Here is a 22,469-nt window from a genome sequence, read left to right as displayed (position 1 = left end):
TCCGGATGCTCCCATTTATCGCACAGCGGCGCCAGCCGATAATCCGCGCCATCGTTGACTTGTACAGGTTTTGGTTATGCAGACGTTGGATGAAGTGAGTGGGACGGCCCCGGTGGCCAAACCGGGATTGCGCCTGTTGTTGCTGCCGCTGGTGATTCTGGCCGGCATGGGCTTGTCGGTGGAGGCAGGCTTGCTCGGGCCGTTGGGGGCACAGGTCGGGCATTTGTGGGCGACCTTGAGCATCTTTGGCGTGGGTTCGGCGATCCTGTTTTTGCTGCTGTTGTTCGCCGGCCCACAGAAAGGCCCGGCGCTGACCGATCTGCCGCGCTGGCAATTGATTGGCGGCTTTTTGGGGCCGATGTATGTGGTGGTATTGACCCTGGCGACGCCGCATATCGGGATCGCGATGACGATGATTGCGATTCTCTCGGGGCAGGTCGGCAAGAGCGTGTTGATTGACCATTTCGGCTGGTTTGGCGCGACGCGCAAGAAGGTCAATGCCGAGCGGTGGCTGGCGTTGGGTCTGATTGTGGTGGCACTTGTTCTGATTGCGCGGGGTTGAGTGATGAGTCTGGTTATTTTGTTGGCGGTGGTGGTGTTGGCTGGCGCGGTGTTGAGTGTGCAGGCGGCGATCAATGGACGTCTGGGTGAGACCGTCGGGGTGTTGCGCAGTAGTTTGCTGACTTTTTTTGTCGGGGCTGTGACGACCGGCTTGTTGATCGTGTTTTTCGAGCCGGCCCATGCGGTGAGCCTGCTCGATGTGCCGAAGTGGCAGGTCTGCGGGGCGCTGTTTGGTGTGGTGTACATGATGGTCATGGTCGGGGCGGTGCCCGTGGTGGGGACGGCGGTGGCGACGGTGGCGGTAATTGTCGGGCAGTTGGGGATGGGGATGTTGATCGACAATTTTGGCTGGCTGGGGAATCCGGCGATCGAGCTTTCGTCTTCCCGGGTGTTGGCGATGGTTTGTCTGGGGTTGGCTTTGGTCTTTATGTATCGCAGTAGTGTTCGTCGAGTTGATTGAGATTGGGGGCAGATCCGTTGCTGCGGTAACGGCTACTTACGGTTCCGCCCTTACGGCGGGTCACTTTTTCCAGACGCCGAAAAAGTAACCAAAAAGGCTTTACCCTGACGTTCGGCCCTCGCCGTGGCTCGGGTCCCTTCGCTCCGGGATTGATCCGGGGGCATCGCCTCCGGTTTGCTTCGCTGCACCTCCTCTCGATGTGTTTGGCTGCGCCAAACGGTCGCTACGCTCCCACCCCCGGATCAATCCCTCCACTCAGCCTGCCGACGGGCCCTCAGATCAAAAGCGGTACTCGAGCTAACGCTCATTGTGTTGAGTGGTGAGAAGCAAGGGCTGTGTGCTGCCTTTGCTTTTCTGTGGGAGCTGGCTTGCCAGTGGTGGCGGCCTGCCAGCCGACCAATCCCTAACAGAATGCACTCAACCCCTGTGGGAGCTGGCTTGCCAGCGATGGCGGCCTGCCAGCCGACCAATCCCTAACAGAATGCACTCAACCCCTGTGGGAGCTGGCTTGCCAGCGATGACGGTCTGACAGCCGACCATACTCCATCAGGTGTACACATCCCCTGAGCTGCCGAAGGCTGCGATCTTTTGATTTCGCTGTTGCTCTGGCTTTTGACGTTGCTTTTGATCTGCCACCCCATCGGCAGGCCGAGCGAAGGTGTTCATCAGGGGGGAGGCGCGCAGCGCCGTGCGGCGAAGCCGCATACATCGAGAGGAGGTGCAGCGAAGCAAACCGGAGGCGATGCCCCCGGATGGGCACCGTAGCGAGGGAACACTGAGCCTCAGCGAAGTGCCGTACGCCGGGGGCAGCCTTTTTGGTTACTTTTTCGGCGTCTGGAAAAAGTGACCCGCCGTAAGGGCGGAACCGCCAGCAGCAACACCCGCAGCAACGGATATGCCCCAAACCCCAACCCCAACCCCAACCCCAACCCCAACCCCAACCCCAACCCCAACCCCAACCCCAACCCCAACCCCAACCCCAACCCCCACAGCCACCAGCAGCTCCTACACTGTAATTACGGCTTACCCCACAAGCCCAGACAACCACCAAAAAAGGAGTCTGCCCCCATGCCCGATAGAAAATGCGACTGCCCCAACTGCAAATGCACCATCAAAGAAGGCGAACACGCCTACGCCGTACACGGCAAACACTATTGCTGTGAGGCCTGCGCTCACCACCACAAAAACGGTGAAGCGTGTTCAAGCAAAGGCTGCCACTGCGCCCACCCCAAATAAAAGCGCCCATAAAAAAGTGGAGCCTAATCAGGCTCCACTTCCAGTTTCAGGCTCTCATCATCCAGCCGTTCGGTATGCCGCACCGTGCCTTGCAACCGTCGCCCCTCCACCCGGACCACCACGGTTTTCGCCTGGTCCAGGTCTTCCGGTAACGGCGCCGGCACGCGCAGGGCGAAGCGATAGGGGTCGCCTTCGACAGCCTCAAGACCCACCCGGCAGTCCACACTTTTGGTGATACGGCCAAACAGGGTGTCCAGGCCATAATCCAGATGCGCCGGGCTGAAGATGCTGGTCATTGTGTACGCCCCCAAAGAGTCCCCATCGCCGACGAGAGTCTAGCTCGCCGGTCGCCACGTGACGTTTTCCACGCCGAATTTTTCCGCCATCGGTTTGCTGGTCTTTTGCACTTTCTCCCGGCCGAAACGCGGGATGCGACCCACGCCGGCGTCGCAGCTTGCCCAATGCCACGCCTCGGTGTTGTCCATTTTGTCCGAGCGGATAATGAACGACTTCGGCGTGCCGTGAAGGGTGTAATCGATGACAAACAGTTTTGCGTTGTTCATAAAGCCCGTATTCCTCCCTGTGGTAATAGAAGGATCACAGCGCCCCGGGAAAATTCACTCGGATTGTCCGACGGTATCTATCGTTGGCGACGCGGTGACCGACTGGTTACCATGCGGCTTCCGCCAACCCCAATGAATGCTCGCCATGGCCCTTGCCGCGCCCCCCGATCTGAGTGATACCGATGTGCCGGTGCAACCGCTGGCGCGCACTTATCCCCGTGGTTTGTATATCGAGCCGCACGAGCACGTCTGGGGGCAGTTGCTGTATGCGATGAGCGGAGTGATGTGGGTCGAGACGCCGCATGAGGCGCTGGTGGTGCCGCCACAGCGCGCCGTGTGGTTGCCGCCCGGGGTGCCGCACGGGATTCGTGTGGTCTCGGACTTGCAGATGCGCAATATTTACCTGCGCCCGGCGCTGGCGGCGACGCTGGATGAGACGGTGCAGGTGATCGAAGTCGGCGGGTTGCTGCGTGAACTGATCATCGGGTTGGTGGAGCAGGGCGACAGTGGCGATCCCGGGTATTACGACGCCCTGGTCGGGTTGGCGTTGCTGGAGTTGAAACGCGCCCGGCGTTCGCCGTTGAAGATTCCGCTGCCGGACGATTCCGACCGGCGCCTGATGAACCTGTGTCAGGCGGTGATGGCCGCGCCGTCGCTGGAGATTGCGTTCGAGCAGCACGCGGAAAATGCCGGCGCCAGCGTGCGCACGCTGGCGCGGTTGTTCAAGGACAGCCTCGGCATGGGCTTCGCCGAATGGCGGCGGCAGGTGCAACTGGCGACGGCGGTGGCGGCGTTGATTCAGGGCGTGGCAGTCAGTGTCATTGCCCGAGAGCTGGGGTATTCGCCGAGCAGTTTCAGTGACATGTTCCGCCGTGAGCTGGGCGTGGCGCCTTCGCAATTCCCCGCGGCCTGAACACCATCCCTGTAGGCGTGAGCCTGCAGGGTTGTGTGGTGACTTGCCGATATTTGGCTGAAATTCAGAAGTCCTTGGCCGACGCCTTCTCCACCGATTCCCTAGACTCTGCCCATTCCTTTTAGCGGCGGAGTTTTCCCCATGAACTACCTGATTTCGCTGGCCATCGGCCTGGGCGTCGGCCTGCTCTATGGCGCGCTGAATTTTCGTTCTCCAGCGCCACCGGCCATCGCCCTGGTGGGGCTGCTCGGCATGCTCGCGGGTGAGCAGTTGTGGCCGATGGGCCGGCAACTGGTCGCCGGTTGGTTCTCGTGAATTTTCCTTTCTCTCTTCGGTGGATGTCCTCATGAAAGCACTGCAATTCGATAAAACCGGCGACCTGTCTTCCCTGCGTTTCGTCGACGTCGCCACTCCGCTGCCCGGCGCCGATGACGTGCTGGTCGAGATCAAGGCGGCCGGTCTGAACCCCAGCGACGTGAAGAACGTGCTCGGGCGTTTTCCGTACACCACGTTGCCGCGGATTCCCGGGCGCGATTTCGCTGGTGTAGTGGTTGAAGGCCCGCAGGCGTTGCTCGGCCAGGAAGTCTGGGGCACCGGCCGTGAGCTGGGCTTTTTTGCCGATGGCTCGCACGCACAGTTCGTCAAGCTGCCGGCCAGTGGCGTGGCGCACAAACCGTCGCACCTGAGTTTCGCCCAGGCCGCCAGCCTCGGCGTGCCGTACACCACGGCGTGGGATGCGCTTGAGCGCAGCGATGTGAGTGCTGAAACCCGTTTGCTGGTGATCGGCGGTGGCGCGGTGGCGACGGCGGCATTGGCACTGGCCAAGGTCCGTGGGGCGCAGATACTGGCGGCGGCGCGGCGACCGGAGCAGGTCAAAGACTTGCAGGCCCAGGGCTTCGCGACGATCCAGCTGGATAAACCCGAAGAGCTCGGTGCCCAAGTCCACGCGGAGTACAGCGGCGGCGCCGATGTGATCTTCGACACCACCGGTTTCTGGCTGCCCGCCTCGGTGGCGGCGCTGGCACCGTTCGGCCGCATCGCGATCATCGCGGCACCCGTCGACGGCCATGTGCAGTTGCCGGCGCTGGCGCTATACCGCAAGGGCGGTTCGGTGGTCGGGATCAATTCGCTGCTGTATGGCGTTGAGGCCTGTGCGGCAATGCTCGAGCAGTTTGGGCGGTTCTTCGATGAGGATCGGCTGCCATTGCCGCAGGGGCTGGTGGAGGTGCCGCTGGCGGAAGGTCTGGCACGTTATGCCGAGGTGAATCAGGGCAGCGGCGATAAGATTATCCTCATCCCTTGATCTCACCAACACCGCATAACCTGTGGGAGCTGGCTTGCCAGCGATAGCGGTGGAACAGTCGATGAAGATGTTGACTGCTCTAATGCCATCGCTGGCAAGTCAGCTCCCACAAGGTGCTTTGGTGGGTTCAGGAGTGCGGCACGCCGTTTTCCCACGCCGACCAGTTTTTCAGGATGTCCTGCACCAGCGGATTGCCTGCCCGATAGAGGTTTTCCAGCGCCGGCACGAAGCCGCCCTGATCGGCGTACTTCAGCAAATTGTCCACTTCGCTGCCGCCCGGAGCAGGACGGTCAAAGTCCGAGCCGGCGCGCACCACCGCGAGGCGCTGCACATCCACCAGGCCTTCACGGCTGGCGCGCAACAAAGCCTCATAGGTCGAGTTGTCTTCCTGTTGCGTGGTGCAGTATTCGCCCTTGTTGTCGGTCAGCAGCCTGGTCCAGACCTCGGCGCGTTCGCTCAGGCGAGTGCCGGAGAACCAGGTGTTGCCTGCCAGCGTGTCGCAACGGGTGACGACGGGCGGCTGGTTGGCCGGAGCTGACGGGTATTTCCGGCGCCACGCCGCCGATTCCTTGCTCTCGCTCAGCGCGACCTGGTGGCTCAGCGCAAAGGCCTTGGCCTGCAGTTTCGGGTTGAGTTCGAAGACTTCGGTCTTGTAGTCGAGCGGCGGTTTTTCGTTCGGGCCTTTGGTGTTGATGCCCAGATAACCGGTTGGCCAGCTCGACGGTGCGTCGCGAGAGTCCAGTTCCCACTGCGTGCCGAACTCCACCAGGTAATGCGCCCACGCGGCGGTGCCGATGGTCCCGTGCTTGGGGCTGATGCCGGCAATCCCGGCGATCAGGAAATAACTTTTGCGCAGGTCGAATTTCGGCGACAGGGCCAGTGCCAGGGTCGAGGCGGCGGCGTTGGTCTGGCCCATGCCGGTGGTCAGCAGGCACACCTGCTGAGCGTTGCAGCGGATGGTCGGGTACTCGGCGGACAGGCCCGGTACACGGATTTCCTGCTTGAGATTCAGGCGCTCGATCCAGTTCTGTGCCTCGGGGGCGAACATGGTGATCAGCACGACTTTCGGCTGGATCGGCGCCTCCGCCGCCCAGGTGGAGGAAGAGAGCAGGGCCGCAGCGGCCAGGGTCAAACGCATCATTGCTTGCATGAATATCTCCTCAATTCAGAACTGGTAACCGATGCCGGCGTAGTAACCCCAACCGTTGGAACGCGCGCGGAAATTGCCGTCGCCGAAGTTCAGCTCGCTGCCATCCTCCCAGTTACCGCCGTTATGGAAGTAACGGCCGACGAGGGTGAAGCGCAGGTGGGTGAACGAGTACAGCAACACGTTGGTCGCCACCGTGGCGTTGGCGGTACGCGCCGGGTTGTCCTTGTGCAGGTCCGAGCCGAAATCGAAGTTGGTGAAGCCGATGTAGGTCAGCGACGCGCCGTTGCTGAATGTGTCGATGGGCACGATGTACTTGAGCTGCGCGCGGTAGCCGTCCCACGAATACTCGTTGCTCGCGCCGTAGTTTTCCCACTGGTAGCGCCCGTAGAGGTTGGCCGACAGGTTGACCCGTGAGTGGGTGTCGATGTCGGTGCCGAAGCCACTGTAGAGGGTGTTGGCGCGGTTCTCCTTGCGGCTGCCGTGGTCGTAGATCCAGTCGAACGCTACATACCATTCCTTGAACGGGCCGATGGCCAGGCTGCGCCCGGCGAGGTAGTCGATGGAGATGCGCGGTTCGTGTTCCATGAACACCGGTGAACCGTGGTCCCACACCCCTTTGTCGTGGCTGTTGCCGATGTTGAAGATCTTCGGGATGTCGACGTAGCCGTAAAGCTCGAACGGCCCTTTACGCCCGAAGTACTCGTACTCCAGATAGATATCGTCAGCCGGTTGCGGACCGAAACTGATGTCCTTGCTGCCGATCAGGGTCAGGTCCTGGTTGTACCAGTCCGACAGGTACGCACCTTCCTTGGGCGGGCTGGCTTCGGGGCTGAGGGTTTCGCCCTGGGCGGATTCTTCGGGCAAGGCCGGCTGAGCGACAGCGCTGTGGCTGAGAACTCCGGTAACGCCGGCCAGTAGCAGGGAAACAGCAAACGTGCGCGCAAACGGGGCGCGAAGCGGGGAAGCAGCGTGCATTCAAAGTCCTTTTTTGCGGATCGAGGCCCGGGTTCTGCGGGCCTGTATGGTTTTGTTACGAAAAAGCCGTTACAGGCAGGTCGCAAACGTTTGCACAAGGCGTACCAAGTCTCCCGGCCACACTGCGTTCCCCTTGTAGGCTTGGGCCTGCTCGCGATGGCGGCGTATCAGACAAAATCGAGTGATCTGACACGACGCCATCGCGAGCAGCCTCACTCCTGCAGGGTTCGTTGGGCGATCAGAGCTAGTGTTTGCTGGCCGAAACCCGCGGTTTAGAAGGCCCTAGTATTAAAGTATTAACACCATTTAATCCGTGCTCCATCGCGGGGCGTCTACTAGCGTTGTCCCCAATCAGCGGTTTTGTGATGACCGTCGCAGTCTTGATTCGCGTGTGGAATAAGCGCGGCTTTGCACGCTTTCAAGGAAGAAATTGGCCACGACAAGGAGTAGTTGCCCGTGGAAGCAAGGTTTGGTGTTGCCCTCGTTTCGCGTTTTTCCCCTCTTTCTCTTGCTGTGCACCTGAGCGTTGCCGGGTTGTTGTTTGGCGGTGTCAGCGCACCTGCATTGGCCACCTGCTCCACGGCCGGTTCCACCGTGACTTGTAGCGGTGTGCCGACTCTGCCGCTATTTCTCAACAACTTTTCCAGCGCCACCAGTGGCCTGACGGTCAACGTCAACTCCAGCGCGCAAATGAACGCGACCCTCGGCGGCCATGTGATGGACCTGACCGGGGTCAACATCACTCTGAACAACTCCGGCACGATCGACCCGGCGCTGCTCGGTCTGGTCTCGGTGTTGAGCGGCGGTGCCTTCATCGGCTCAGGCGCAACCAGCACGGTCAGCGTGCTCAACAACGCCAGCGGAGTCATCCGCGGCACCGGCATGTTGCTCGGGCTTAACCTGACCAGCATCGACGGCCTGGGCATCGCGGTGAACAACGCCTCAGCCGGCACCACCACCATCACCAACAACGGCACCATCACCTCGACCGGGCTTTCGGTCGGCGGCATCACCCTGGCCGACACCCCGGTGGTTGGCGTGTATGGCGGTTCGCAGGTCAACATGACCAACAGCAGCACCGGTACCATCAACGGCCGGATCGCCTTCGAGACCTCGGCGGCGGGCAACACCTTCACCAACGCCGGTGCCATCACTGGCGGCGTGTCGATGGGCGCGAGCAGTACCAACACCTTCACGGCAATCACCGGCTCGTCGGTCAGTGTCGGTGACGGCGTGCAAATCAGCGTCGGCCTCGGCGGACTGATCGGCATCAACCTGACTTTCGCCCCGACCGGGACCGTTGATGGTGGCGCGGGCGGCACCAACAGCCTGATCCTGCAGAACCCGATCGGCGTCGGCGGCGGCACAACCGGCGTCGGCACGGCGTCGAGCGCCAACTACGTCAACTTCAACAACCTGACCATCAACAGCGGCACCTGGACCTTGCAGGGGCCACTGGTCAGTGGCGCGACCACGCTCAATGGCGGTGTCGCCCAGTTCAACAACAACGCCACGTTCGGCAGCGGTGTCCTCACCTCCAATGGCGGGATCCTGCAAGCCAGCAATGCCGGCTTGAACGTCAGCAACCTGATCTCCCTCGGCGCCGGGGGCGTGACCGTGCAAGGCACCAACGCCACCACCCTGAGCGGCGTGATCTCCGGCAGCGGCGGTCTGACCAAAGTCGGTTCCGGGCAACTGAGCCTCAGCGCCGCCAACACCTACCTGGGCAACACCACGCTCAACGGCGGCACCGTGCAGTTGGGCAACAACCTGGCGCTGAGCACCGGCACCCTCAACGTCACCGGCGCGACTACCTTGAGCGCGCCCGGCACGATCAATCTGAACAACGCCATCAGCCTCGGCGGCACATTGACGACCAGCGGCACCGGCGCATTGACGCTCGGCGGCCTGATCACCGGCAGCAGCGGCCTGACCAAGACCGGCACTGGCAGCCTGACCCTCAGCGGCGCCAACAGCGGTTACAGCGGCACTACCACCCTGAGCGCCGGCAGCCTGCTGGTGACCAACAACGACGCGCTGGGCAGTGGCGCGCTGAACACCGCCGCCGGCACAAACCTGGACAGCACCGCCAACGTCACCCTGGCCAACAACATCGCGATGACCGGCGCACTCAACGTGCTCGGCAGCAACGCCCTGACCCTCGGCGGCGTGTTGAGCGGCACTGGCGGCATCACCAAATCCGGCAGCGCCAGCCTGACCCTGAGCGGCAACAACACCAACGCCGGCAACACGCTCCTCAACGCCGGCAGCCTGTTCGTCGGCAGCAACACTGCGCTGGGCACTGGCGCGTTGAACGCGGCCGCAGGCACTACGCTGGATGCCACCACGGCGGTGACCCTGGCCAATGCCGTCGCGCTGGCGGCGGATTTGACCATCGGCGGCACGCAGGCATTGGGCCTGAGCGGCGTCGTCAGTGGCGCCGGCAACCTGATCAAGAACGGCACCGCGAGCCTGACCCTCAGCGGCAACAACACCTTCGTCGGCGGCACTGCGCTGAATGCCGGCACGCTGATTGTCGGCTCCAACACCGCGCTGGGCACCGGCGCATTGACCACTGCGGCGGGCACCACCCTCGATACCAGCACCGCGGTGGCGCTGACCAACGCGATCAGCCTCGGCGGCAATCTGGACATCGGCGGCAGCGCCAACCTGACCCTCAGCGGCGTCGTCAGCGGCGGTGGCGGACTGACCAAACGCGGGTTCACCAACCTGGTGCTCAACGGCGCCAACACCTTTACCGGCGGCACCACGCTGGCGGCCGGCACCCTCACCGCAGGCAACGCTGCGGCGCTGGGCACTGGCGTCTTGTCGGTCACCGATACGGCAACGCTGGACAGCAACACCGCCGTCAACCTGAACAACACCATCAACCTCAACAGCAGTGCTCTGACCATCGGTGGCAGCAGTGGCCTGACCCTGTCCGGTTTGGTCAACGGTGCCGGTCAGTTGATCAAAAATGGCACGGCCAACCTGACCCTCAGCGGCGCCAACACGTTCAGCGGCGGCACCACGCTGAACGCCGGCAGCCTGACCGTCGGCGACGGCGCGGCACTCGGTACCGGCGCACTGACCGTGGCCGGGGCGGGCACCCTCAACAGCAGTTCGGCAGTGACGTTGAACAATGCGATCACCCTCAACGCCAACCTCACCGCTGGTGGCGCCAACGCGCTGACCCTCGGCGGGGTCATCAGCGGCAGCAATGGTCTGATCAAGAACGGCGCGTCGAGCCTGACCCTCAACGGCAACAACACCTACACCGGCACCACGGCGCTGACCGCCGGTTCGCTGATCGTCGGTTCCAGCACTGCGCTGGGGATGGGCGCTCTGAACGCCTCGAACGGCACCACGCTGGATGCCGGCACGGCGGCGACGCTGACCAACAACGTCAACCTCGGCGGCACCCTGACCGTCGGCGGCAGCAATGCGCTGACCCTCGGCGGTGTGGTCGCGGGCATCGGTGGCCTGATCAAGAACGGCGCGGCCGACCTGACCCTCAACGGCGCCAACACCTATTTCGGCAACACCGCGCTGAACGCCGGCACACTGATTGTCGGCGCCAACGGCGCGCTGGGCGCCGGTTCGTTGAACGCGGCGGCCAACACCACGCTGGACGCCAACACGGCGGTCAGCCTGAACAACGCGGTGAGCCTGGCCGGCGCGCTGAACGTCGGCGGCACGGCCGACCTTACCCTAACCGGTCTGGTCAGCGGCGCCGGCAGTCTGGTGAAAAACGGCACGGCCAACCTGATTCTCAACGCGGCCAACAACTACCTCGGCGGCACCACGCTGAATGCCGGTACCGTGACTGTCGGCAACAGTTCGGCGTTGGGTTCCGGGGCCCTGACCGTGACTGGTGCGGCGACGCTGGACAGCAATTCGCCGCTGGTCAGCCTCAACAACAACGTCGCCCTGAATGCCGCGCTGAGCGTGGGCGGTACGCAGAATCTGACCCTCGGTGGCATCACCAGCGGCACCGGCCCATTGATCAAGAACGGCGCGGCCAACCTGACGCTCAACGGCAACAACACCTTCAGCGGCGGCACCACGCTCAACGCCGGCACCCTGACCCTGGGCAATGCCAACGGTCTGGGCAGCGGCGGCTTGACCGTCGGCGGTGCGGCGACCCTCGACAACAGCGCCTCGTTCGGCATCGGCAACGCGATCACCCTGAATGCCGGACTGACCGTGGCAGGCAACAACGACCTGGCCCTCAACGGCATCATCGACGGCGCCGGCAGCCTGACCAAAAACGGTCTGTCTGACCTGACGCTGGCCGGCAGCAACACCTTCAGCGGTGCACTGAATATCGTCTCCGGCAGCGTCACCACCCTCAACAGCGGGGCACTGGGCAATACCTCCGGGGTGAACATCAGCGCCGGCGCCAGCCTGAATCTGGGCAGCGATGCCAGCCTCGGTGCGCTGACCGGCAGCGGCAGTGTGCAACTGACCGGCAGCAACACCTTGACCGTCGGTGGCGGCAACCTCACCAGCACGTTTGATGGTGATCTCAGCGGCAGCGGTGGCCTGACCAAAATCGGCACCGGCACGTTGAATCTCACTGGAATCAACGGCGTCACCGGCAACACCGCGATCAATGGCGGCACCGTGAACCTCAGCGGTTCGCTGGCCAGCGCGCAACTCAACGTCAATACCGGCGGCACCCTGACCGGTACCGGCTCGGCGCTCGGCGCGGTGAACATCAACAACGGCGGGCATCTGGCGCTGTCGTCGGGCAACACCTTGTCGGCGAGTGCGCTGACCCTCGGGGCCGGCAGCAACGTCGATGTGGCGCTGGGTACACCGTCGACCGCCTCGCTGATGAACATCGGTGGCAACCTGACCCTCGACGGCAATCTCAACGTCACCGATGCCGGTGGGTTCGGCGTCGGCGTGTATCGCCTGTTCAACTACACCGGCAGCCTGAGCAACCTCGGTCTGGACGTGGCCAGCGTGCCGGTCGGTTATGCGCTGGGCGATCTGGTGGTGCAAACCGGGGTGGCCAATCAGATCAACATTCAGGTGTCGGCACCCAACAGCAACATCCGTTACTGGGACGGCAGCCAGACCATCGCCAACGGCCTGGTCGACGGTGGCAGCGGCACCTGGAACGCGGTCGGCACCAACTGGACCGATGCCAACGGGCTGGTCAACCAACCGTGGGCCAGTGACTTCGCGGTATTCCAGGGCACCGCCGGTACGGTGACGGTGAATGGCACGCAATCGTTCACCGGCCTGCAGTTCATCACGGATGGCTACAGCCTGGTCAACGGTGCGGCAGGGCAGCTGACCGCCGTCAACGGCACCGGCGGGACTACGGCGGTGCGCGTCGATCCGGGCGTGACCGCCACTGTCGGCGTCAATATTGATGGCAGCGGCATCCTCAATAAACTCGATGCCGGCACCCTGGTACTCAATGGCGCCAACACTTACAGCGGTGGCACGCAACTGGACGGCGGCAAGATCATCGTCGGCAGCAACACCGCGCTGGGCAGCGGTACGCTGACCGCCAACGCCGGTACCCAACTGGACAGCAACACCGCCGTGACCCTCGGCAATGCCGCGACGCTCAATGGCAATCTGACCGTGGTCGGCAGCAATGCACTGGCGCTCAACGGGGTGATTGGCGGCACTGGCGGATTGATCAAAAACGGCGCGGCCAACCTGACCCTCGGCGGCAACAACGCCTTTCTCGGCCCGGTAGCGTTGAACGCCGGCGGGTTGATTCTGGCGTCGAACTCGGCACTGGGCTCTGGCACGCTGAACGCCGCGGCGGGCACCAGCGTCGATGCGAGCACTGCGGTTTCGCTGAACAACGCGGTCAACCTCGCCGGCAACCTGGGCATCGGCGGCACGGCGGACCTGACGCTGGCGGGTACGGTCAACGGCGCCGGCAGCCTGACCAAGAACGGTGCGGCCAACCTGACCCTGAGTGGCAATAACAACTTCCTTGGCGGCATCGCGCTGAACGCCGGTACCCTGACTGCCGGCAGCAACTCGGCGCTGGGGCTGGGCAACCTGAGCGTGGCGGGCGCCTCGGCGCTCGACAGCAGCAGCGCCGTGAGTCTGGGCAACAACGTGGTGCTCAACGCCAACCTGAGCAACACCGGCAGCAACAACTTGAGCCTCGCTGGCGTGGTCAGCGGTGCGGGCGGGCTGATCAAGAACGGCGCGTCGAACCTGACGCTCAACGGCATCAACACTTACACCGGTGGCACCACGCTGAACGCCGGTACGCTGACCCTCGGCACAGGTGCTGCGCTCGGCAGCGGCGCACTGACCGTGGCCGGCGCCTCGAGCCTCGACAGCAGCGCGCCGCTGGTGCTGGCGAACAACGTCAACCTCAATGCCAACCTGAGCCTGGCCGGCAACAACAACCTGACCCTCGGCGGCGTGATTGCCGGGGCGGGCACCCTGACCAAGAACGGTCTGGCCGACGTGACCCTGTCCGGCAACAACACCTTCAGCGGCATTTTCGATGTGCTGTCCGGCAGCCTCACCACCCTCAGCGCCAATGCCTTGGGCAACAACGCTTCGGTCAATCTGGCTGGCGGCGCGGCGCTCAACCTCGGCGCTTCGGGCGGTCTCGCCAGCCTCACCGGCAGCGGCACGGCGCTGGTCGGCACCGGCAACACCTTGAGCCTTGGCGGCAACAACGTCAGCAGCACCTTCTCCGGTGTCCTCAGCGGCGACGGCGGGCTGAGCAAACTTGGCACTGGCACGCTGACCCTCAGCGGCATCAGCGACCTGACCGGCGACACCAACGTCAACGCCGGCACCTTGCAGGTCAACGGCTCACTGGCCAGCGGCAACGTGCTGGTCAACAACGGTGGCACCCTCGGCGGCAGCGGCACCTTGACCGGTGCGGTGACGGTAGCCGATGGCGGGCATCTGGCGGGCGCGACCGGCAGCACCTTGTCGGTGGATTCGCTGGTGTTCAGCGGCAACTCGAACTTCGACGTCGGCCTCGGCGCTCCGGTCGTCGGTGGCGGCAGCGCGCTGGTCAACGTCGGCGGCAACCTGACCCTGGACGGCACCCTCAACGTCAGCGACATCGGCGGTTTTGGCAGCGGCGTGTATCGCCTGATCAACTACACCGGTGGCCTGACCGACAACGGCCTGCTGATCGGCACGGTGCCGGGCAGCGTCACCCCCGGTGACCTGACTCTGCAGACCGCGCTGGCCAACCAGATCAACCTGCTGGTCACTGCGCCGGGCGTCACCGTGCAGCTCTGGGACGGCAACCAACTGGTGGCCAACGGCTCGGTGGAGGGCGGCAGCGGCACCTGGGGTTCCGGCACCACCAACTGGACTGACGTCAACGGCACCACCAATCAGGCCTGGACCAATAACTTCGCGGTATTCCAGGGCACGGCGGGCACGGTGACGGTCAACGGCGCGCAAACCATCACCGGCATGCAGTTCGTCACCGACGGCTACAGCCTGCAGAACGGCACGGCGGGTTCGCTGAACCTGGTCAACGGCTCGATGGGCAATGCTTCGGTGCGGGTCGATCCGAACGCCACCGCAACCCTCGGCGTGGCGCTCAACGGCACCGGCACCCTCGGCAAATACGACAGCGGCACGCTGGTGCTCAACGCCGCCAACGGGTACACCGGCGGTACTGCGCTGAATGGCGGCAAGATCGTTGTCGGCAACAACGCCGCGCTCGGCACGGGTGTGCTGACCGCAGCGGACGGCACCGCACTGGACAGCAATGCAGCGATCAGCCTCGCCAACAACGTGCTGCTCAATGGCGGCCTGACCGTCGCCGGCAGCAACGCCTTGACCCTCGACGGTGTCGTCAGCGGTGCCGGCAGCCTGATCAAGTCCGGCGCGTCGAGCCTGACCATCAACGGCAGCAACACCTACAGCGGCGGCACGCAACTGGCTGGCGGCACGCTGGTGCTGGGCAACAACAGCGCAATCAGCAGCGGCGCCCTGAGCGTGACCGGCAACGGCACCCTCGACAGCACCTCGGCGCTGCAACTGGCCAACGCGGTCAACCTCGGTGCGCAACTGACCCTGGCCGGCAACCAGAACACCACGCTGCTCGGCGCCATCACCGGCACCGGCAGCCTGGTGAAAAACGGCAGCGGCGACTTGCTGCTCAGCGGTGCCAACACCTACAGCGGCGGCACCACGCTGAACGGCGGCAGCACCACTGGCGACACCAGCAGCCTGCAAGGCGCGATCGTCAACAACGCGGCGCTGACCTTCGCGCAGAACGCCGACGGCAGCTACACCGGCAACCTCACCGGCAGCGGTACGCTGAACAAAACCGGCACTGGCCAGTTGCTGCTCAGCGGCAACAACACCTTCACCGGCGACACCTCGGTGCAGGCCGGCAACCTGATCGTCAACGGTGTGCTCAACAGCGCCAACGTCAACGTCGCCAGCGGCGCGAAAGTCGGCGGCAGCGGGCAACTGGGCGGTAACGTGCAACTGGCCAGCGGCGCAACGCTGACCGGTGGTGGTACCGCCACGCCGTTGTCGGTCGGCGCGCTGGCGTTGTCCTCGGGCAGCAATCTGGACTTCAGCCTTGGCTCGGCCAGCAGTTCGACCACCGTGGTCAACGTCGCCGGCAACCTGACCCTCGACGGCACGCTGAACATCAGCAACGCCGGCGGTTTCGGCACCGGGGTCTACCAACTCTTCAGCTACGGCGGCAGCCTGACCGACAACGGTCTGATCTACGGCAGCCTGCCGGTGTCGGCGGCCAACCTGACCCTGCAAACGGCGATTGCCAATCAGGTCAACCTGCTGGTGCAGGGCACGCCGGGTGAAGTGCAGTTCTGGAACGGCGGCACCACCAACCCTGACGGCAGCATCGGCGGCGGCAGTGGCGTGTGGGGCCCGGCGACCAACTGGACTGATCCGAGCGGCACGCAAGCGTTGGCTGCCAACGGTCAGTTCGCCGTATTCGGCGGGCAGGGCGGCACGGTCACGGTGCAGGGCAATCAGAACTTCACCGGCCTGCAGTTCCTCGTCGGTGGCTACAGCCTGGTTCCGGATGCCGGCGATACACTGACTCCGGTCAACGGCCCCGGTGGCACGCCAGCGCCGATCCGGGTAAATGCCGGCGGCAGTGCCGAAATCGACGTGCCGCTGATCGGCACCGGCGGCATCGAAAAACTCGACGCCGGCACATTGCTGCTGAGCGCTGCCAACACCTACAGCGGTGGTACCACGGTCAGTGGCGGTACGCTGGTCGGTAACACCACCAGCTTGCAAGGCAACATCACCAACAACGCCTCACTGGTGTTCCTGCAGAACACCGATGGCCGGTTCAATGGCGCCATCAAGGGCGCCGGAGCGCTGGCCAAACGTGGCGCCGGTACCTTGTTGTTGACCGGTGATCAACCGTTCACTGGCACGGTTGCGGTCGATCAGGGCGTGCTGCAAGTCGGCAACCGTGCGGCCCGGGCCTCGCTGGGCGGGCAGGTCACTGTCGCCAACGGTGCGGGCTTGAGCGGCAACGGCAGCGTTGGCTCGGTGGTCAACCACGGTGTAGTGGCTTCCGGTGGCGCCGACGGCACCTTGAGTGTGGCCGGTAACCTGAGCAACGCGGCGGATGGTGTCTTGGCGTTGACGGTCAGTTCGCCGACCGCCACGCCGCTGGCAGTAGGGGGCACGGCCACCCTCGGTGGCGGGCTGGTGGTCAACAGCCTCGCGCCGTTCACCGGTAACACCAGATACTCACTGATCACCGCAGGTGGCGGCGTGACCGGCACCTTCAGTACAGCCGATCTGCCGCAGTATGCGTTCCTCGACAGCTCGCTGATCTATGGTGCCGACTCGGTCACCCTGGCCGTCAGCCGCAACGGCAACTCGTTCGCCGACGTCGCCGCCACGGGTAACCAGCGCGCCACCGCCACGGCACTCACCCTTAACGGCCCGGCGGGGGCGGCCCTGCAGAATCAGATCGTCAACCTCAGCGTGGCCGGTGCGCGTAACGCGTTCGACAGTCTGTCCGGGGAAATCCACGCCAGCACGGCCAGCGCCATGCTCGAGGATTCGCGCTTCATCCGTGAGGCGGTCAATGACCGCATGCGCCAGCCGTCGTGCAGCGCCTCGGACGATCCACGCCGGACGCTGGCACCGAGCGACACCCAACTGAGCAGCAACGGCTGTCACGGGGAAATGGTCGGCTGGATCCGGGCCATCGGTGCCTGGGGTGACATGGGCGGCGACAGCAACACGGCGAAAGTCGATCGCAACCTTGGCGGTTTCATGCTCGGCACCGACAAGGCGCTGGACGACACCTGGCGTGCCGGGATGGCCGCCGGTTACACCCGCAGCAACCTCAATGCACATGATCGCAACTCCGATGCCAAGGTCGACAGCTACCACCTGGCCGGTTACCTGAACTCGCAATTCGATGCACTGGCCGTGCGCCTCGGCGCGGCATACAGCTGGCACAGCATCGAGAGCAAACGCGATGTCAGCGTCGGCAGCTACAACGACCGCCTGAAGGCGGATTACGACGCGCGCAGCGCGCAGGTGTTCGGTGAAGTGGGGTACGCGATCAGCGCGGCGGGAGTGGCCATCGAGCCGTTCGCCGGGCTGGCCTACGTCAACTACGACAGCGATACCGCCAAGGAAAAAGGCGGAGTGGGGCGCCTGAAGGCTGACGCCGATCAGGACATCACCTACTCGACCCTCGGGGTGCGCGTCGGCAAGCTGGTGACCCTGGCCAACGGCAGCCAGTTGACGCCCCGCGCAGCCATCGGCTGGCGCCATGCGTACGGCGACACCAAGTCTGACGCCGACCTGAGCTTCATCGACGGCGGCGCCTCGTTCAGCACCCAGGGCGTGCCGATTGCCAAGGACAGCGCGCTGCTCGAAGCCGGCATCGACTTCCAGGTCACCCCGACCGGCAAGCTGGGCATCGGCTACTCGGGCCAGGTGTCGAGCGACAACAACGACAGCGCCTTCAACATCAGCTTCAGTCAAAGCTTCTGATTCAGGTTTAGGGTCGAAGCACTTTCAGCCGCCCGCGAGGGCGGTTTTTTTTTGCTGGGCACAATGGCGAGGTTGTTTGCGTCCGGCCTTGAGTCGGCGGGGAGCGGTCGATAGCTGTTGCGAGCGAACTTGCGAAGAGGCCCTGTCATCCAGCGCAAAAATCTGCCCGCCCGCGCTCTGCTAGAATCCGCCCCATCCATTGCCAGAGACTCCCCTGATGAGCGAGCCGATTCGTCTGACCCAATACAGCCACGGCGCCGGTTGCGGCTGCAAGATTTCCCCGCAGGTGCTGGAGGTGATTCTGGCCGGCAGCGGGGCGCAGAACCTCGATCCGAAACTGTGGGTGGGCAATGCCTCGCGCGATGATGCGGCCGTGTACGAGATTGATGCCGAGCGCGGTGTGGTGTCGACCACTGACTTCTTTATGCCGATCGTCGACGACCCGTTCGATTTCGGCCGCATCGCGGCGACCAATGCAATCAGCGACATCTACGCGATGGGCGGTGATCCGTTGATGGCGATTGCGATCCTCGGCTGGCCGGTCAATGTGCTGGCCCCGGAAGTGGCGCGTGAAGTGATTCGTGGCGGCCGTGCGGTGTGCGACGCAGCGGGCATTCCACTGGCGGGCGGGCATTCGATTGATGCGCCGGAGCCGATCTTCGGCCTCGCCGTCACCGGTCTGGTGGAAAAGCGTCATATGAAACGCAACGACACCGCCACCGCCGGTTGCCTGCTGTACCTGACCAAACCCCTGGGCATCGGCATCCTTACCACCGCCGAGAAAAAGGGCAAGTTGCGTCCTGGCGATGTTGGCGTGGCCCGCGACTGGATGTGCACGCTGAACAAACCCGGCAGCCGCTTCGGCAAACTCGCCGGCGTGACGGCGATGACCGATGTCACCGGTTTCGGCCTGCTCGGCCACCTGGTGGAAATGGCCGACGGTAGCCAGCTTACCGCACGCATCGCCTACGACCGCGTGCCGCGTCTGGACAGCGTTGAGTATTACCTCGATCAGGGCTGCGTCCCCGGCGGTACGTTGCGCAACTTCGACAGCTATTCAAGCAAGGTCGGCCGCGTGCAAGAACTGCACAAACGGCTGTTGTGCGACCCGCAAACCAGCGGCGGTCTGTTGATTGCCGTCACGCCTGAGGGCAATAACGAGTTCCTCGCCGTCGCCGCCGAACTGGGCCTGAACCTTGAGCCAATCGGCGAACTGGTTGAGCGACAGACGAACGCAGTCGAGGTGATTTGATGCACCGCGATTGCACCGACTACCGTGACATTTTCCTCAACGACCGGCCGCTGATGGACGCCCGCGCGCCAGTCGAGTTTCACAAGGGCGCGTTCCCCGGCGTGATCAATCTGCCGCTGATGAATGACATCGAGCGGCAGAAGATCGGCACCTGTTACAAGCAGCATGGGCAACAGGCTGCTATCGAACTGGGCCATCAACTGGTGTCCGGTGCGGTCAAGGCCGAGCGTATTCAAGCCTGGGCCGATTTTGCCCGGGCCCACCCCGATGGTCTTATCTATTGTTTTCGAGGCGGTTTGCGTTCGCAGATCACCCAACAGTGGCTGCACGACGAGGCCGGCATTGACTATCCGCGTGTCGGCGGTGGCTACAAGGCGATGCGCACCTTCCTGATCGACACCCTGGAGCAGGCCATCGACCAATGTGATTTCGTTTTGCTCGGCGGCATGACCGGCACCGGCAAGACCGAAGTGCTGGTGCAACTGCGCAATGGTCTGGACCTTGAGGGGCACGCCAACCATCGCGGTTCAAGCTTTGGCAAACGGGCCACCGGGCAGCCGTCGAACATTGATTTCGAGAACCGTCTGGCCATCGACATCCTCAAGAAACGCGACGCCGGGATCGAGCAGTTCGTGCTCGAGGACGAGAGCCGGGTGGTCGGCAGTTGCGCCTTGCCGCTGCCGCTGTATCAGGGCATGCAGCAGTACCCGATGGTCTGGCTCGAGGACCGTTTTGAACATCGCGTAGAGCGGATCCTGCGCGATTACGTGGTGGACCTGTCTGCGGAGTTTGCCACGGTGCATGGCGAGGACGGTTTTTTGCTGTTTTCCGAGCGGCTGCTCGAAAGCCTGAACAATGTGCAGAAGCGCCTGGGTGGCGAGCGGCATCGGCGGATGTTGATGCTGATGGAAGACGCGCTGGCCGAGCAGGGGCGTAGCGGGGCGGTGGATTTGCATCGCGGCTGGATCGAAGGCTTGCTGCGTGAGTATTACGACCCGATGTATGTATTTCAGCGCGAGAAGAAGGGCGGGCGGATCGAGTTTGCGGGGGAGCGCGGGGCGGTGCTTGAGTATCTTCGCGAGCGCTTGAATCAGAAAGATTCATAGTGTTTTTGCCGGCCGCATCGCTGGCAAGCCAGCGCCCACAGGTATCGCGGATGTACATGAAATTTGTATACGTCCTGGAACCCTGTGGGAGCCGGCTTGCCAGCGATGAGGCCCGCATGAATCAGCAAGATTCAGGTCGGACAGGTTTGCTTGCCATGATCCAGCCCCTGCTTGTAGCTGTGGCTCTGCAGACTGGCTTTGCCGTTGTGCCAGGTCAGGGTCAGCACATACAGCGAGTCGAAATCGTTGGCCGCCCAGTCGTCGGTGATGTTCTGTTTCTCGCCCAGCGCTTTCCCGGCGACCTTGTTGATCAGCTCTGGCAGATAGCCGTGGGACCACGCGGTGTAGATCGTCGAGTTGTGGTACTTGTCCTCCAGCAGTTCGCGGGCCAGGTCGCTGGTGTCGTTGGCCGAAAACTCGATGTTCACTGGCAGGCCGAGTTTGATGGCGGCGGGGCTGATGGTCATCAGAGGCCGAATGTAGCTGTAGGAGTTGTCCAGCTCGCCTTCCTCGACATTGCGCGTCGGGTCGGCGGCGAACACGTAATCGGCCTTGCCGAACTTTTCCGGCAGCAGCGTCGACAGCTCGATCGCACGGTTCAGGCCCTGGCAATTAAGCTGGCCGAGCCCGCCATCGGGCTTCTCCGCGTGGCGCAGAAACACCAGCGTCTGGGTGCCGTCCACCGGTTGCGCGCGAATCTGGCTCGATTCCAGCGACAGGAACAACGCACTGACCGCCAGCAGGGAGGGCAGGGCCATGTACGCGCGATGGTTGAAGCGTTTGGCGAATCTCATGAGGTTCGTCATTGGATAAAGGATTCTTCAGCAATGTCGGTTGAGGCTGACAAACCGTTCCACCGCGGGCTCCCAGCTCCGGGTGTTTTCCCTGTCGTGTCGTGCTTCCTTTGCGAATGGCATAGCTCAGAGTCCCTGAGGCCGGTTTGGTTCATGCACCGTAGACGAGGGATGTTACGGTTCGTGCAGAATCGGCTGGCGGCGGCGAATTTTTGATTTTGTTTTGCAAAAGCCCGATCAAAAACATCGCAGCCCGTGGCCGCGCCTACATTATGATCAGGCTTTAAATTGTGACTGGATGCTTCCCATGACCGATCTGTCCGCGTTCCCGATCACCCGGAAATGGCCCGCGCAGTACCCTGACTGGATTCAGCTCTATTCCCTGCCAACGCCCAACGGCGTCAAAGTCTCGATCATGCTCGAAGAGATCGGCCTGCCGTACGAACCGCACCGCGTCGGCTTTGACACCCAGGACCAGTTGTCTGCCGAGTTCCTGTCGTTGAACCCGAACAACAAGATTCCGGCGATCCTCGACCCTCACGGTCCCGGCGACCAGCCGCTGCCGTTGTTTGAATCCGGGGCGATCCTGATTTACCTGGCCGACAAAAGTGGCCAGTTACTGGCTCAGGAAGGCGCACTGCGTTACGAAACCATTCAGTGGCTGATGTTCCAGATGGGCGGCATCGGCCCGATGTTCGGCCAGCTCGGTTTCTTCAACAAATTCGCCGGCAAGGACTACGAGGACAAGCGTCCCCGGGATCGCTACGTCGACGAAAGCACACGCCTGCTCAAGGTGCTCGACGGTCGGCTGGAAGGCCGCGACTGGATCATGGGCGAGCGCTACACCATTGCCGACATCGCAACGTTCCCGTGGGTGCGCAACTTGATCGGGTTCTATGAGGCCGGGGATCTGGTCGGCATCCAGAACTTCCCGAACGTCACCCGCGTGCTCGAGCGCTTCCTGGCCCGGCCGGCGGTGATTCGAGGCCTGACCATTCCGTCGTAATCGACACACGACCCTGTGGGAGCTGGCTTGCCAGCTCCCACAGGGTTTCAGGGTGAAGCTGAAGGATTATTACGCCCCCGGTAATGCACTCTTGATTGATCCAGGTTTGTACCCCGCCCGCCGCAAGGCATAAGCTTCGCCCCCTACGACTTTCGTCTCATCTTCCG

Annotated in this window: 15 protein-coding genes; 10 read left to right on the top strand and 5 right to left on the bottom strand. The window is 63.4% G+C overall.

The features are described from left to right. The first annotated feature begins 76 nt into the window (after positions 1–76). The 3 genes from HV782_RS19300 (at position 77) to HV782_RS19290 (ending at position 2,257) form a co-directional block, all read left to right on the top strand. Entirely contained in the window at positions 77–562 is a 486-nt protein-coding gene (locus tag HV782_RS19300; protein WP_123462208.1) for a DMT family transporter, read from the top strand. A 3-nt stretch (positions 563–565) separates the two neighbouring features. Then, positions 566–1,021, top strand: coding sequence for a DMT family transporter (locus HV782_RS19295; protein ID WP_123462210.1), 456 nt, complete (start codon positions 566–568; stop codon positions 1,019–1,021). A gap of 1,068 nt (positions 1,022–2,089) precedes the next feature. After that, on the top strand, positions 2,090–2,257 hold the full coding sequence (locus HV782_RS19290) for a metallothionein (protein ID WP_123462212.1): 168 nt from the start codon (positions 2,090–2,092) through the stop codon (positions 2,255–2,257). A gap of 23 nt (positions 2,258–2,280) precedes the next feature. Here the strand turns inward: HV782_RS19290 and HV782_RS19285 are convergent, their stop codons facing one another. Beyond that, complete coding sequence (locus HV782_RS19285) at positions 2,281–2,553, bottom strand: hypothetical protein (RefSeq protein ID WP_123462214.1); 273 nt, start codon at positions 2,551–2,553, stop codon at positions 2,281–2,283. A gap of 39 nt (positions 2,554–2,592) precedes the next feature. Continuing rightward, positions 2,593–2,820: a DUF6555 family protein gene (locus tag HV782_RS19280; protein ID WP_123462216.1), complete on the bottom strand. Its 228-nt coding sequence runs from the start codon at positions 2,818–2,820 to the stop codon at positions 2,593–2,595. A 145-nt stretch (positions 2,821–2,965) separates the two neighbouring features. Here HV782_RS19280 and HV782_RS19275 point away from each other — a divergent pair, with 145 nt between their 5' ends. From HV782_RS19275 to HV782_RS19265, 3 genes are all read left to right on the top strand, one after another. Next, on the top strand, positions 2,966–3,733 hold the full coding sequence (locus tag HV782_RS19275) for an AraC family transcriptional regulator (RefSeq protein ID WP_225931027.1): 768 nt from the start codon (positions 2,966–2,968) through the stop codon (positions 3,731–3,733). 141 nt (positions 3,734–3,874) lie between these two features. Beyond that, a complete protein-coding gene (locus HV782_RS19270; protein WP_127652207.1) occupies positions 3,875–4,048 on the top strand; it encodes a DUF1427 family protein in 174 nt (57 codons plus the stop codon). 31 nt (positions 4,049–4,079) lie between these two features. Beyond that, a complete protein-coding gene (locus tag HV782_RS19265) occupies positions 4,080–5,036 on the top strand; it encodes a quinone oxidoreductase family protein (RefSeq protein ID WP_186748141.1) in 957 nt (318 codons plus the stop codon). A 127-nt stretch (positions 5,037–5,163) separates the two neighbouring features. Here HV782_RS19265 and HV782_RS19260 read toward each other — a convergent pair whose 3' ends face one another. Together HV782_RS19260 and HV782_RS19255 are read right to left on the bottom strand one after the other, a co-directional pair. Further along, entirely contained in the window at positions 5,164–6,186 is a 1,023-nt protein-coding gene (locus HV782_RS19260; protein ID WP_123462224.1) for a purine-nucleoside phosphorylase, read from the bottom strand. 15 nt (positions 6,187–6,201) lie between these two features. After that, a complete protein-coding gene (locus HV782_RS19255; protein ID WP_123462226.1) occupies positions 6,202–7,161 on the bottom strand; it encodes a nucleoside-specific channel-forming protein Tsx in 960 nt (319 codons plus the stop codon). Between the two features lie 456 nt (positions 7,162–7,617). Here HV782_RS19255 and HV782_RS19250 point away from each other — a divergent pair, with 456 nt between their 5' ends. The 3 genes from HV782_RS19250 (at position 7,618) to mnmH (ending at position 20,502) form a co-directional block, all read left to right on the top strand. Continuing rightward, positions 7,618–18,144, top strand: coding sequence for an autotransporter-associated beta strand repeat-containing protein (locus HV782_RS19250; protein ID WP_186748140.1), 10,527 nt, complete (start codon positions 7,618–7,620; stop codon positions 18,142–18,144). 217 nt (positions 18,145–18,361) lie between these two features. Continuing rightward, a complete protein-coding gene (gene selD / locus HV782_RS19245) occupies positions 18,362–19,396 on the top strand; it encodes a selenide, water dikinase SelD (protein ID WP_123462230.1) in 1,035 nt (344 codons plus the stop codon). Beyond that, on the top strand, positions 19,396–20,502 hold the full coding sequence (mnmH, locus tag HV782_RS19240) for a tRNA 2-selenouridine(34) synthase MnmH (protein ID WP_186748139.1): 1,107 nt from the start codon (positions 19,396–19,398) through the stop codon (positions 20,500–20,502). Before selD ends, mnmH begins: the two co-directional genes overlap by 1 nt. A gap of 131 nt (positions 20,503–20,633) precedes the next feature. Here mnmH and HV782_RS19235 read toward each other — a convergent pair whose 3' ends face one another. After that, a complete protein-coding gene (locus tag HV782_RS19235; protein ID WP_123462233.1) occupies positions 20,634–21,308 on the bottom strand; it encodes a histidine phosphatase family protein in 675 nt (224 codons plus the stop codon). 295 nt (positions 21,309–21,603) lie between these two features. Here HV782_RS19235 and HV782_RS19230 point away from each other — a divergent pair, with 295 nt between their 5' ends. Next, on the top strand, positions 21,604–22,302 hold the full coding sequence (locus tag HV782_RS19230) for a glutathione binding-like protein (RefSeq protein WP_123462235.1): 699 nt from the start codon (positions 21,604–21,606) through the stop codon (positions 22,300–22,302). Positions 22,303–22,469 lie beyond the last annotated feature (167 nt).

It is taken from the genome of Pseudomonas monsensis, assembly GCF_014268495.2.
Lineage (GTDB): Bacteria > Pseudomonadota > Gammaproteobacteria > Pseudomonadales > Pseudomonadaceae > Aquipseudomonas > Aquipseudomonas monsensis.
The sequence above is the reverse complement of the archived record's forward strand: the minus strand, read 5'-3'. Positions and strand labels throughout refer to the sequence as shown.